10 protein-coding genes and 2 riboswitches are annotated in these 12895 nt (G+C 63.0%); of the genes, 4 read left to right on the top strand and 6 right to left on the bottom strand.

Annotated features, from left to right (window positions below; all coding sequences use genetic code 11):
- Positions 1–3: 3 nt before the first annotated feature.
- From bluB to cobA, 5 genes are read right to left on the bottom strand one after another with little or no spacing between them, the layout of a single operon-like run.
- Positions 4–684: a 5,6-dimethylbenzimidazole synthase gene (bluB, locus tag J2W46_RS27490; protein ID WP_088176021.1), complete on the bottom strand. Its 681-nt coding sequence runs from the start codon at positions 682–684 to the stop codon at positions 4–6.
- Positions 668–1966: a cobyrinate a,c-diamide synthase gene (locus J2W46_RS27495; protein ID WP_310357921.1), complete on the bottom strand. Its 1299-nt coding sequence runs from the start codon at positions 1964–1966 to the stop codon at positions 668–670. Before J2W46_RS27495 ends, bluB begins: the two co-directional genes overlap by 17 nt.
- A gap of 2 nt (positions 1967–1968) precedes the next feature.
- Positions 1969–2571 (bottom strand): cob(I)yrinic acid a,c-diamide adenosyltransferase, encoded by a 603-nt coding sequence (cobO, locus tag J2W46_RS27500; RefSeq protein ID WP_020071504.1) that lies wholly within the window; start codon positions 2569–2571, stop codon positions 1969–1971.
- Entirely contained in the window at positions 2568–2990 is a 423-nt protein-coding gene (locus tag J2W46_RS27505; RefSeq protein ID WP_310357925.1) for a cobalamin biosynthesis protein, read from the bottom strand. Before J2W46_RS27505 ends, cobO begins: the two co-directional genes overlap by 4 nt.
- On the bottom strand, positions 2987–3754 hold the full coding sequence (gene cobA, locus J2W46_RS27510; protein ID WP_310357927.1) for a uroporphyrinogen-III C-methyltransferase: 768 nt from the start codon (positions 3752–3754) through the stop codon (positions 2987–2989). The genes J2W46_RS27505 and cobA overlap by 4 nt, the downstream gene beginning before the upstream one ends.
- A 230-nt stretch (positions 3755–3984) precedes the next feature.
- Positions 3985–4229: riboswitch (cobalamin riboswitch) on the bottom strand.
- A gap of 69 nt (positions 4230–4298) precedes the next feature.
- Positions 4299–4579: riboswitch (cobalamin riboswitch) on the top strand.
- A gap of 157 nt (positions 4580–4736) precedes the next feature.
- Between cobA and cobW the strand changes: the two genes are divergently transcribed.
- From cobW to J2W46_RS27530, 4 genes are all read left to right on the top strand, one after another.
- A complete protein-coding gene (cobW, locus tag J2W46_RS27515; protein ID WP_310357929.1) occupies positions 4737–5840 on the top strand; it encodes a cobalamin biosynthesis protein CobW in 1104 nt (367 codons plus the stop codon).
- A gap of 6 nt (positions 5841–5846) precedes the next feature.
- Entirely contained in the window at positions 5847–9662 is a 3816-nt protein-coding gene (gene cobN / locus J2W46_RS27520; protein WP_310357931.1) for a cobaltochelatase subunit CobN, read from the top strand.
- Entirely contained in the window at positions 9659–10741 is a 1083-nt protein-coding gene (locus J2W46_RS27525; RefSeq protein WP_310357933.1) for an ATP-binding protein, read from the top strand. Before cobN ends, J2W46_RS27525 begins: the two co-directional genes overlap by 4 nt.
- A 74-nt stretch (positions 10742–10815) precedes the next feature.
- Entirely contained in the window at positions 10816–11454 is a 639-nt protein-coding gene (locus tag J2W46_RS27530; RefSeq protein WP_310357935.1) for a vWA domain-containing protein, read from the top strand.
- A gap of 36 nt (positions 11455–11490) precedes the next feature.
- Here the strand turns inward: J2W46_RS27530 and J2W46_RS27535 are convergent, their stop codons facing one another.
- Complete coding sequence (locus J2W46_RS27535) at positions 11491–12435, bottom strand: flagellar brake protein (RefSeq protein ID WP_310357938.1); 945 nt, start codon at positions 12433–12435, stop codon at positions 11491–11493.
- Positions 12436–12895 lie beyond the last annotated feature (460 nt).

The raw sequence follows: 12895 nt of genomic DNA on the forward strand, positions 1-12895 counted from the left end.
CGGCTACAGCGGATCGCACGGCGACTGCTCCTTCGGTATCGGATCTTCGGGCCAGCGGTTTTCAAATACGCAATCGGCGAGCGGCGTGCGCTCCGCCCATCGTTCGGTTTGCAGCATCGGCTCGCTATAAAAGCGGTCGACGTGGCCAAGGCATAGTATCGCGACCGGCCGCGCGCCTTCCGGCATGCGCAGGAGCCGACGCACTGCATCGACGTCGAAGAGAGACACCCAGCCCATGCCGAGCCCTTCGGCGCGGGCGGCGAGCCACATGTTCTGGATCGCGCAGGCCACCGACGCGAGGTCCATTTCCGGCAGCGTGCGCCGGCCGAAAATATGCCGCTCGCGGCCGTCCATCAGCGCCATGACGAGCAGCTCGCCGCACTCCAGCATGCCTTCCACTTTCAGTTTCATGAACTCTTCGCGGCGCTTGCCCAGCGCGTCGGCGGTAGCAAGCCGTTCGCTTTCGACGTTCGCATGCAACGCAGTACGCAAGGCGGGATCGGTGATGCGCGCGATGCGCCACGGCTGCATGAAACCCACGCTCGGCGCGTGATGCGCGGCATCGAGCAGACGCTGCAATACCGCGGCATCGACGGGATCGCGCACGAAGTGGCGCATGTCGCGGCGCTCGTAAATCGCGCGATAAACCGCGTCGCGGTCGGCTTCGTTAAAAGGCTTCGCCATTGAACAGAGCGGCCGTGAAGGCCGGGTTGGAGGGCCAGTAAGCGTGCATGTAAGTCGCGACAATCGAGCCGACGCGATATAGAGCCTCGCCGGGCGCATCGCCTTGTGGCCGCGTGGCCGAGCGCAACGGCGAAAGCGGCGTGCCGAGCTTCGAGTAGTGAAACGTGTGGCCGGTCACGGGGCCATGCATGCTGTCGATCTGTTGCATGCCGAGCGCGGTGAAGCGTGTTTGCATCGTCGCGTGACCGGGCAGCAAGCCGAGCATCGACGTGCTGACACCTTGCGTGTCAGTGAGCTTATCGAGCAGATAAAGCATGCCGCCGCATTCGGCGACGAGCGGTTTGCCGGCCGCCGCATGTGCGCGGATCGCCGCGGTGCTGCGGGCATTCGCGGCGAGCGCCGCGGCATGCAGTTCGGGATATCCGCCGGGCAGATACAGCGCATTGGTGTCGGAGGGCGGCGCTTCGTCAGCGAGCGGCGAAAAGTAGTGAACGCGGGCGCCGAGCGCTTCGAGCAGCGCGACATTGGCCGGGTAGATGAACGAAAACGCGGCATCGCGCGCGATGGCGATGTTTTTGTTGTGCAGAAGGCGGGGAAGCACTTGTGGCGTAGCCGCGCCAAACTCCACCGCGGGCGGCAGCCCGGCCAGCGCTGTATGACTGAGCGCATCGGCGGCGCGATCCAGACGCGCGTCGAGATCGTCGATTTCCGCGGCCTGATGCAAGCCGAGGTGGCGATCGGGCAATTCGATTTCGTCGCTGGCGGTAATGTGCCCGCACCAGTGCAGCGCTGGCGGCAATGCCTCTTCGAGCATCTGCGCGTGACGCGAGGAACCGACGCGGTTCGCGAGCACGCCATGAAACGGCACCTGAGGCCGGAAATTCGCGAGGCCGAACGCGACCGCGCCGAAGGTTTGCGCCATCGCCTTCGCCGATATCACCGCGAGTACCGGCACACCGAACTCGGTCGCCAGATCGGCGCTGCTCGGCGTGCCGTCGAAGAGGCCCATCACGCCTTCGATCAGGATCAGATCGGCTTCGTCCGCCGCCTGCGCGATAAGATTGCGGCAGGCGTCCTTGCCGACCATCCACAGATCCAGCGACAGCACGGGCGCGCCGCTTGCGCGCGCAAGGATCATCGGATCGAGAAAGTCGGGCCCGGTCTTGAACACGCGCACACGCCGTCCCAGTCGCCGATGGTAGCGCGCGAGGCCCGCAGTGATCGTGGTCTTGCCTTGACCCGACGCGGGCGCGCTGATAAAGAGCGCAGGGCAGGCGGACACGTTCAGAACTCCACGCCGCGCTGCGCTTTCACGCCTTGCTCGCGGTACGGATGCTTGACGATGCGCATTTCGGTGACGAGGTCGGCGGCTTCGATCAGCGCATCGGGCGCGTGGCGGCCGGTCACGACCACATGCAGCATCGCCGGACGCGCGTTGATGACGGACAGCACTTCGTCGAGCGGCAGATATTCGTACTTGAGCACGGTGTTCAGTTCGTCGAGGATGACCATCTGATAGTCGCCGCTTTCGATCATCCTGCGTGCTTCGTCCCAGCCTTTGCGTGCGGTGGCCATGTCGGCGTCGCGGTTCTGCGTGTTCCAGGTGTAGCCGTCGCCCATCGTCACGAAGTCACAGTTGGCAATAGCGCCGAGGAAGTCGCGCTCCGACGTATGCAGCGCGCCCTTGATGAACTGCACGACGCCAAGCCGCATGCCGTGGCCGAGCACACGCACAGCCATGCCGAAAGCGGCGGTTGTCTTGCCCTTGCCGGTGCCGGTGTTGACGATCAGCAGGCCCTTTTCGACGGTCGCGTTGGCCTGCTTTTTTTCGTGGCCTTCGCGCCGGCGTTCGGTCATGCGTTGATGCGATTCGGGATCGGTCTTCATGGAAGGTCCTGTGAGATGGTGGTGACACTGTGTGCTGGCGCTGGTGCGGTCGATGCGATCGCCACGGTGACACCAGCGTAAACGGTTTTGCGAGCGATCAGATGTGCGGTGCAACGGGCGGCCACCGCAAGCAGCGCGCACGGTTCGCATACGCCGTCCACGCCGAGATGCTCGCGCGCGGCAGCCGACGGTTCGTGAACGTCAATCGCGAGAATCTGCTCGCGGCTGAACACTTGCAGCGTGAACCCGTGACGCGCGCAGAACTCCAGCAGGCCCGGCTCGTCGGCTTTCGTTTCAATAGAGGCTACCGTTGCAATCTGTTCGAACGTGTGCGAACCGAGCGCGGCGCGCACCGCCGTTTCGATCTCGTCCGCCGATGTGTACAGGCGGCAACCGATGCCCACGCTAAGCGTTTTCATTTCGCGTCCGGCGAAGATGCCGCATCTGATGAGCTTGCCGCGGCGGCACGCGCGAGCGCGAGCGACGCCACGCCGCCTATCACCACGATCGCAGGCGAGCCGAGTCCCGCGCGCGCGACGGCATCGGCGAATTCACCAAGCGTCGAAAGCGCATGGCGTTGCTCGGGACGCGTAGCCGATTCGATCGCCGCACACGGCGTGTCGGCGCGCATGCCGGCTGCGAGCAATGCGCTGACGATATCCTTCAGCCGCCGCATGCCCATGTAGATGACGAGCGTCATGTGAGTGGCGGCGAGCGCGCCCCAGTCCGGCTCGCTGCTGCCCGCACCGTGGCCGGTCACGAAGATCACGCCTTGCGCGTGATCGCGGTGTGTAACCGGAATGCCGATAGCTGCGGGCGCCGCGATTCCGGCTGTGATACCGCTGATGATCTCCACCTCGATTCCGGCCGCATGCAGCGCCTGCTGCTCTTCGCCGCCTCTGCCGAATACGAACGGATCGCCGCCCTTGAGTCGCGCGACGCCGCGCCCAGCATGCAGATGATCGAGCATTTGCGCGACGATGCCTTCTTGCGGCGTCGACGGATGACCGCCGCGTTTGCCGACATAAACAATGGACGCGTCGGCGCGCGCGAATTGCAGCACGTCGGGATTGACGAGATCGTCGACGAGTATCACGTCGGCTTGTCCGAGGGCGCGCGTTGCCTTCAACGTCATCAGTTCGACGTCGCCGGGCCCTGCGCCGATCAGCCACGCGCGTGTCATCGCGCCTCGCTAACCGTGCACGGCAACGACGTTGCGCGCTCCGCCGGCGTACGCCATGCAGTGCGGCACGCGAACGGGCCCAGGTGATTGGAGATCGAAGTCATTCAAGCGGTGTCTTCACGCACGACGGCACGCGCGGGTGCGAACCCGGTTGCCAGATAGTGCTTCAGCGCCTTCACATCCGTCCCTCGCGGATTCCGGCTGCCGGCGGCGTGACGTCGAGAAACGCACGGTCGCCTCCGCATCTGGCCGGTATCCGGGCTGGCGGCCTCACGCGCTTTGCCTTCCCGCCCGCATTCATTCGAATGTATCGGACAGTGGCATCGAAAACGCATGCGCGGTGCAGCATGAACATTGCACCGCAGGTCGCTTACCGTTGCGGGGACAGCACAGGTTGAGCGCGGGAGCGCTGCCTGTTTCCCGTTTAACTGCACACGCGAATGCATGTGCGGGCACCAAACGCGCGCATACGATAGCACACGAGAAGCCCGTGCGATAAGCGCGCCGGGCCCGCGTTTCCTTGACGGCGCCAGACGGTCGGCCTAAACTCGCACGCACTTCTGGTGCTCGTGTGCGCGCTCGTGCGCATGCAGTTAAACGGGAAACAGGGCGCCCGCCTGTCACGGTTTGGGTCAACCTGTGCTGCCCCCGCAACGGTAAGCGAAAAGTGACGTCACGGCGGTTCGCGTGGCGTCGCAGTGCCGGCTTCGGTGTCCACGCGCAAGGCCGCGTGGGCATATCACCACTGGGCGAGAAATCACTCGTCCGGGAAGGGGAAGCGGCGCTTTCGCCAGCCCGGATACCGGCCGGAACACGAAGGGCGAACGCCGCGGGGATGCGGCGCTGCGCTCATGCCCTCACACCCGTTTTCTGCGTTTTTCCTGTTGTAGCAAGGCCGTCGTTCATGCCCGAGGCACGCGCTGAACCTCATGCGTGCGGACTACGCCGGCCGGCGCCTGCAACTCCTGGGATGGACCTCACGATGCAAACTCAAATGCGCAAGATCCCCGTCACCATCGTCACGGGCTTTCTCGGCAGCGGCAAAACCACTCTGTTGCGGCACATTCTTCAGCACGCGGGCGGCAAGCGCATCGCGGTGATCGTCAACGAGTTCGGCGAACTTGGAATCGACGGCGAAATCCTGAAGGGTTGCGGCATCGGTTGCGACGAGAATGGCGTCGAAACGGAAGGGCAATTGTATGAACTCGCGAACGGTTGCCTCTGCTGCACGGTGCAGGAGGAGTTCTTTCCGGTGATGGAAAAGCTCGTTGAGCGCCGTGAGCAGATCGACCATGTGCTGATCGAGACATCGGGTCTCGCGTTGCCGAAGCCTCTCGTACAGGCGTTCAACTGGCCGCAGATCAAAAACAGTTTCACCGTCGATGCGGTGATTACCGTGGTCGACGGTCCCGCTGCCGCGAGCGGCCAGTTCGCAGAAAACCCGCTCGCTGTCGATGCGCAGCGCAAAGCCGATCCGAATCTGGATCATGAATCGCCGCTGCACGAATTGTTCGAAGATCAGTTGGCTTCGGCCGATCTGGTGATTCTGAACAAAACAGATCTGCTCGATGAGGTTCGTCAGAATGCGGTCGAAGCCGTGATCCGCGAGGAGATTCCGCCGCAAGTGAAGGTCGTGCGCGCGCACATGGGGCAGCTCGATCTGCACACGCTGTTCGGACTCGAAGCCGCATCGGAAGAAACGATTCACTTGCGCCACGACCATCACGGTTCGGCGGACGACGCGGACCATCACCACGATGAATTCGATTCGGTAGTGGTGCATGCAAACGTGCTGTCGCGTGAAGCAGTAATCGCCGCACTGCAAACGCTTGTTCAGAGCAACACGATCTACCGTGTAAAGGGTTTCGCGGCGTTGCCGGGCGCAGCAATGCGTCTCGTGATTCAGGGCGTGGGCCGGCGCTTCGACAGCTATTTCGACCGGCGCTGGCAACCTGGCGAGGCGGGCGAAAGCCGCTTCGTGCTGATCGGTGAAGACCTCGATCAAGCCGCGCTGCAGCGCGCGTTCGACGCGGCGCTGGGCGTGTCGAACGCTCAGGTGCCGGGCGTCGCAGCGCAGCAGGCGTAAGCGCACATGCATCTTCTGCGCACCACGCCGGGCGGTTTCGTCGACGATACGCAAGGCGTGATCCGTATCGATCAGCGGCCTGCGGATATCGTCGTGCTCAGTTCTGCGGACACCACGTTGTCGCTGCTGGCAAGCGTGTTTCCTCGTCTCGGCGACGGCTTTCCGAGCGTGCGCCTCGCGAACGTGACGTATCTGCGGCAACCGGCGTCGGTGGATTTCTACGTCGAAGATGTGCTGCAACACGCGCGCGTCGTCGTAGTCGATCATCTTGGCGGCGAAGCGTATTGGCCGTACGGTATCGAACAGGTCGTCGCGCTAGCGGAGCGCAAACAGCAAACGCTCGCGATGTTTTCGGGCGATCTGCAGGAAGATCCCAATCTGCTTGCGCGCAGCACCGCGGACGCGGATCTGTGCCATCAGTTGTGGCGTTATTTGCGGGAAGGCGGTCCCCAGAATGCCGAGGCGTTTCTGCGCTGCATCGCGCATCGCGCGCTCGGTTGGGGACACGAGCCTGCGCCGCCCCGCGCGTTGCCGGCCGCGTCGCTTTACCATCCACAACGCGACACGCCGACAATCGCCGACTGGCAAGCGCGCTGGCGGCACGATGCGCCCGTCGCGGCGATACTGTTCTACAAGGCGCATCTTCAGGCGGCCAACACAGCGGTGTTCGACGCGCTGATCGAAGCTCTCGACGCACAAGGCGTGAACCCGCTGCCAATCGCGATTACGTCGTTGAAGGACGCGGTGAGTCGCGAAGTCGTGCAGTCGTTGTGCGCGCAACATGACGCGGCGCTCGTACTCAACACAACAGCGTTCGCCGCTTCTGCGATCGATGATCCCGAACCGCTCGCGCTCGCCGGCGACGCGCCTGTGCTTCAGGTGATTCTGAGCGGCGGCAACCGCGAGGACTGGCTTAAGGACAATCAGGGCCTTAATTCGCGCGACATCGCCATGCATATTGCGCTGCCCGAAGTGGACGGGCGCATCATCACGCGCGCGATCAGTTTCAAAGGACTCGCGTATCGCTGTCCGCATACGGAAGTCGACGTGGTGCGTTATCAGCCCGATCGCGAACGCGTAGACTTTATTGCCGAGTTGAGCCGCCGCTGGTGCCGCCTGCGCTCGCTTGACAACGCGGACAAGAAACTCGCGCTGATTCTCGCCAACTATCCGATGAGCGAGGGTCGCATTGGGAATGGCGTCGGACTGGATACGCCGGCGTCGGTGGTCGGCATTCTGTCGATGTTGCGCGACGAAGGCTATCGCGTGGCAACCGTGCCCGATAACGGCGACGCGCTATTGCAGAAGCTGACCGAGGGCGTGACGAACGATCCGGTGGTGCGCGATCTGCGGCCCGCTTTGCAAAGCTTTGCGCTGGCCGATTACCTCACCCATTTCAACGCGCTGCCCGCCGAAGCGCGCAACGCGCTGAATGCGCGCTGGGGCTCGCCAGAGCACGACCCGAGCGTGCGGCGCGGCCGTTTCATGATTGCGGGTTGGCGTTGCGGCCACGTATTCGTCGGCATTCAGCCGTCGCGTTCGCGCGAGCAGGGCGATTACGCGAGCTATCACGACGCCGAACTCGTGCCGCCGCATGCGTATCTCGCGTTCTATTTCTGGCTGCGTCATCAGTTCGGCATCGACGCGGTCGTGCATGTCGGCAAGCATGGCAACCTCGAATGGCTGCCCGGCAAGAGTGTTGCGTTGAGCGATACCTGCTGGCCAGATCTGATTCTCGGGCCCATGCCGCATCTATATCCGTTCATTGTCAACGATCCGGGCGAGGGCAGTCAGGCCAAGCGCCGCGCGCAAGCCGTGATCGTCGATCATCTGATGCCGCCGCTCACGCGCGCCGGAAGCTACGGTCCGTTGCAGGACCTCGAGCGCCAGGTCGACGAATACTATGAAGCGCTGATGGTCGACCCGCGCCGCTCGAAACTATTACGGCGCACGATTCTCGCGACTATCGTCGAACATAAGCTCCATGAAGAATTGAGCCTGTCCGAGCCGAAGGGTGAAGACGACGAAGATGCGTTACTCACGCGCGTCGATGCGTGGCTGTGTGAATTGAAAGAAGCGCAGATTCGCGATGGTTTGCACACGTTCGGCCAATCGCCGCAAGTAGTGCAACGACGCGATACGCTGCTTGCGTTAGCGCGCTTTCCCGTCGGCGATGGGCAAGGTGGCAACGCAGGGTTGATCGATGCGCTGGCGCGCGATCTGCAGATCGATCACTTTTTCGACCCGCTATCGGTGGATTGGTCCGCGGCCTGGACCGGCCCGCGTCCTGACATTCTGCAACAGGTCAGCGATGCGCCCTGGCGGCATTGCGGCGATACGCGCGAGCGTCTGGAACTGTTCGCAGCGGAAATGCTGCGGAGCCTATGCGAGCCGCAAGCGCATACGGATACAGATACGTCGAGCGCATTGGCGAAGGCGCCGCTGCCGCAAGCAGAGCGCGTGATCGAGCGCTTGCGCAACGACGTGCTGCCTCGGCTCGACGCATGCGGTACGCAGGAAATGACGCATCTCAGACGCGGTCTCGAAGGGCGATTCGTGCCGCCGGGGCCGAGCGGTTCGCCATCGCGTGGCAGACCCGATGTGCTGCCGACCGGCCGAAACTTCTATTCGGTCGACACGCGTGCGGTCCCAACGCAAGCGGCCTGGTCGTTGGGGCTCAAGTCGGCGCAGCAGTTGATCGAGCGGCATTTGCAGGAACATGGCGATTACCCGCGTGCGATCGGTCTGTCCGTGTGGGGCACCGCGACGATGCGCACCGGCGGCGACGACATTGCGCAAGCGCTCGCACTACTTGGGGTGCGACCGAAGTGGGCGCCTGGCAGCCATCGCGTGACCGACTTCGAAATCATGCCGATCGAAGCGTTCGACCGGCCGCGCATCGACGTCACGCTACGTGTGTCCGGCTTTTTCCGCGACGCGTTTGCGAATGTGATGCATCTGTTCGATGCTGCGGTGCAAGCCGTCGCCGAACTGGACGAACCAGCAGAACTGAACCCGATTCGCGAGCGTGTGCTGCGGGAACGCGATGCATTGATCGCACACGGTATGGACGCGGCCGAGGCACGCAAGCGCGCCGGCTGGCGCGTATTCAGTGCGCGTCCCGGCGCTTACGGCGCCGGTTTGCAGGACATGATCGACTCGCAACAATGGCAGACCGACGCTGATCTCGCGAATGCATATCAGGCTTGGGGCGGTTATGCGTACACGCAGAAAAACGCCGGCGAAGAAGCGCGTCACGCATTCGGCACACGCCTCGCCGCGATGGATGTCGTATTGCAGAATCAGGACAACCGCGAACACGATCTGCTCGATTCGAACGACTACTATCAGTTTCAGGGCGGTATGGTCGCAGCTGTGCGCCATCTTGCAGGCAATCAGCCGAGCGTTTATCACGCCGACCATAGCAACCCCGCCGCGCCGCGCGTTCGCACGCTTCACGAGGAGATCGCGCGCGTAGTGCGCTCGCGCGTGGTCAACCCGAAATGGATCGACGGTGTAAAGCGCCATGGTTATAAAGGCGCTTCTGAAATTGCAGCAACGGTCGATTACCTCTATGGCTATGATGCGACCGCGCGTGTGGTCGCGGACCATCAATATGCGCTTGTCACCGATGCTTATCTGAACGATGCGGATACGCGCGAGTTCTTGCAGCGGCACAATCCACATGCGTTACATTCGATTTGCGAGCGCCTGCTGGAAGCGATGCAGCGCGGTCTGTGGCAGGCGCCCGGCGACTATCGCGCTCAGGTCGAACAGCATCTGCTCGCGAGCGAACAGCAGATTGAAGGAATGCAATCATGAATGCAGCCACGCAAAATGCGCGGCCAAATCCTGCGCAAAACCCCGCGCAAAGGCCGGCGTTTCCTTTCGCCGCATTGATCGGTCAGGCGCCGTTGCAGCAAGCGCTGTTGCTCGCCGCGATCGATCCGGGGCTGGGTGGCGTGCTGGTGACCGGGCCGCGAGGCACGGCTAAATCGACAGCCGCGCGCGCGCTCGCCGAGCTGCTGCCCGAAGGGCAACTGGTCAATCTGCCGCTGGGCGCGAGCGAGGATCGTCTGATCGGCACGCTCGATATCGAAACCGTACTGCGCGACGGCACCGTGCGCTTTTCGCCTGGGCTGCTAGCGAAGGCGCATCGCGGTGTGCTGTATGTGGATGAGGTGAATCTGTTGCCCGATGCGCTCGTCGACGCGTTGCTCGACGTCGCAGCGAGCGGTGTGAACACCGTGGAACGCGACGGCGTATCGCATAGTCACGAGGCGAGCTTCGTGCTGATCGGCACCATGAATCCCGAAGAGGGCGAGTTGCGACCGCAATTGATCGACCGCTTCGGCTTGATGGTCGAGTTGCAGAACTGTTTCGAGCCGCGCGTGCGTGAAGAGATCGTGAAGGCGCGGCTCGCATACGATCTCGATCCGGTGGCCTTTAGTGCCGGTTACGCTCGTGAGCAGGCGCATTACGTCGAGCGGATCCGCGCGGCACGCAACAAGCTCGCGCAGCTTTCTTTCGACGACGCCGTGCATGCGCATGTCAGCGCGTTGTGTATCGACGCCGCAGTAGACGGCTTGCGCGCCGACCTGGTGATGCTGCGCGCCGCGCGAGCGCTCGCGGCACTGGAGCAGAGCGATGCTGTAACGTCGCAGCATGTGGATCTCGTCGCTGAAGCGGTGCTCGTGCACAGGCGGCGTCAGCGGGACACATCGACCGCTAACGATGCGACTGGCGGCGAAGCAATGTCACGCGGTTTGACGCACAGTTCGACTACGCCCTCATCTTCCGATGTCGAGGCCGGCGATGGCGATTGGGGTTATCTGCCGCCGCAGCCATCCGCGACGACGCACGTCAAAGGCGTCATACCGCTTAACGTAAAAAAACGCTGAGCCATCGGAAGGGCGCCGCCGCTGACTCGCGCAGCGGTTTCCGATGGCGGCAACGGGCGCAGACGCACAGCAATGTGCGTGCAGATCCGCGTGGCGAACCAACGCGCCGTATCGCATGGCCGCAGACGTTTGCTGCGAGTGGACAGCGACGAGCGAAAGGGCATCGGGAAGAGCGCGGCCAACCCGCGCTGCGTGCCGAAGATCTGCGTTTCGTGCGCGAGACGCCGTCCAGCGGTGTGCTGCACTGCTTCGTGCTCGACTGCTCCGGCTCGATGCTGGCCGGTCAGCGCCTCGCACTTGCGAAAGGTCTGCTGATTGCGCTGTTCGATCGCGCGAGTGCAATGCGTGCCGAGGCTGCGCTGATTTGCTTCGGCGGAGCCGGCGCAGACCTGCGCTTTGGCCCCGCAGTGCCGCGCTGGTGGAACGAGCGTTGGCTTGAGCCCGTCGGCGGTGGCGGCGGGACGCCGTTCGCAGCGGGCATTCGACAGGCAACGCAGTTGCTCGGGCGCAGCGCGCGCCGCAACCCGGCGCAACAGCGCTGGCTTTGGGTTCTGACCGACGGCCGCACGACCGATCAAGCGACGCGTCCCCTGGATGCAGACGAAGTCGTATTCGTCGACTTCGAGCGTGGCGCGATACGGCTCGGCCGCTGCGAGCGGATGGCGAGCGCCTGGGGCGCACGCCGCGTCACGCCGGAAGAACTGATTGGTTGATAGGCAAGCGCGCTTCGCGCACTGCTTGCCGCGGGTTCATTTGAAGCCGTGCGACCACTGCTGCACGTCGTCCTGACGATCGAACACGAACACTTTCAACGCTATCTGCTGGGCCGGTTCGAGTTGATCGAATTCGAGTCCATGTACCGAAGAAGTGTCAGCGCCAGTGCTCTTCTGCAGGTTTCGGATCACGGCCGTGGTCTGTATCTCTGTGTCCATCTCCACCGATCCGAGCCGGAAAGCCACGCGCAACCGGTCGCCGACGGCACCCAGGGTCCACGGCGCCATCAGCGACATGCCAAGCGCGCTGAGGCTCTTCGCTACGCCGAGACCGTCGTACGTGTCCCCGGTTTCGCCGATGCCGAAGCGCACCGCGAAATGCGTTTCAACGCGTATCGACTTGCGTTCGCGCAGACGCCGGATTGGGCCTGGGCGGGATAGGACCACGTAATCGAACGGAGAGCGGCAGATGGCTTCGACGGTGCATACGAATCGGAACACCGCCTGACTTGCAATCGCGACGATGTCGATGTTTTCACCGAGGCCGAGCGCAAGCATGCGCCCCTGCTGAAGCGGCGGAGTGATGAACAGCGAATGATTCGGCGCAAAACCGATGATGCGGCATGGATGCATTGGCGCGCCGCTGCCCATTTGCAGGCGTACGCCAACCAATGCACCGATTTCGACGTGCATGTCGGCGAGCGTCAGCGGTGTTTGCGGTTCGGCATGCGTATCCGCTACGGCTGCTGGCTGTGCTGCCGCGTCCGCCAGGTCGCCGCGGCGCGGCTCGAAGTGCTTGAAGAGAAAGGCTTTTTCGTCGGCAGTTGCGAGAACTGTGCCGCTTGCAAAAAGCAGCGAGCCGTCTGTATCGACGATCGGCCATGCGAGCGGTGTGCCTACCGGTACCGCGTCGGCGCTGAGGGCCGACGAAGGCGCTGCTGGCGCGGGATTCGGGACTTGGTGGTCGGCTGATTCGTCCATTGAGCAGCGATCGTTTGAGTGGCGGGATATCCAGTTTAACGGCGGCCGGCGAGAGAGCTTTAATTGATGCGAGACGGCGGCGGCAGTTCTTTCGTGTGTTCGTAGTCGGGGCGGGTCGGCAAATTGCGTTGGATACCTAACTATTTGCAGGTACGCGGAAAAGTACTGCTCGTTCCGTTTCTCAACTTTTTGAAAATAATTGCAGATGAGGGGTTGACGGGCTGCGGGCTGCATCGCATAATTCGCCTCCCGTTTGATGACGGACGCGAAGAAAGCAGAGCTTCTTCACGAATGATCTTTAAAAACTAACAGCCGATAAGTGTGGGCGCTTGATGCGCGACGCGGGTGGATCTCCGGATTCACATAAAGCGAAAGTATCAAGTCTCACACAGTAATGAAAGGAAGGTTTGGTCATCGAGAGATGGTTGAACACTTCGTCAGTACGTTGAGTGAGCGACCG

The organism is Paraburkholderia strydomiana, assembly GCF_031456815.1.
GTDB classification, from domain to species: domain Bacteria; phylum Pseudomonadota; class Gammaproteobacteria; order Burkholderiales; family Burkholderiaceae; genus Paraburkholderia; species Paraburkholderia caledonica.

Bases quoted from the DNA above. Each gene is read 5' to 3' on its own strand.
- bluB (WP_088176021.1), bottom strand. From the start codon at position 684: ATGGCGAAGCCTTTTAACGAAGCCGACCGCGACGCGGTTTATCGCGCG.
- cobO (WP_020071504.1), bottom strand. From the start codon at position 2,571: ATGAAGACCGATCCCGAATCGCATCAACGCATGACCGAACGCCGGCGC.
- J2W46_RS27505 (WP_310357925.1), bottom strand. From the start codon at position 2,990: ATGAAAACGCTTAGCGTGGGCATCGGTTGCCGCCTGTACACATCGGCG.
- cobA (WP_310357927.1), bottom strand. From the start codon at position 3,754: ATGACACGCGCGTGGCTGATCGGCGCAGGGCCCGGCGACGTCGAACTG.
- cobW (WP_310357929.1), top strand. From the start codon at position 4,737: ATGCAAACTCAAATGCGCAAGATCCCCGTCACCATCGTCACGGGCTTT.
- cobN (WP_310357931.1), top strand. From the start codon at position 5,847: ATGCATCTTCTGCGCACCACGCCGGGCGGTTTCGTCGACGATACGCAA.
- J2W46_RS27525 (WP_310357933.1), top strand. From the start codon at position 9,659: ATGAATGCAGCCACGCAAAATGCGCGGCCAAATCCTGCGCAAAACCCC.
- J2W46_RS27535 (WP_310357938.1), bottom strand. From the start codon at position 12,435: ATGGACGAATCAGCCGACCACCAAGTCCCGAATCCCGCGCCAGCAGCG.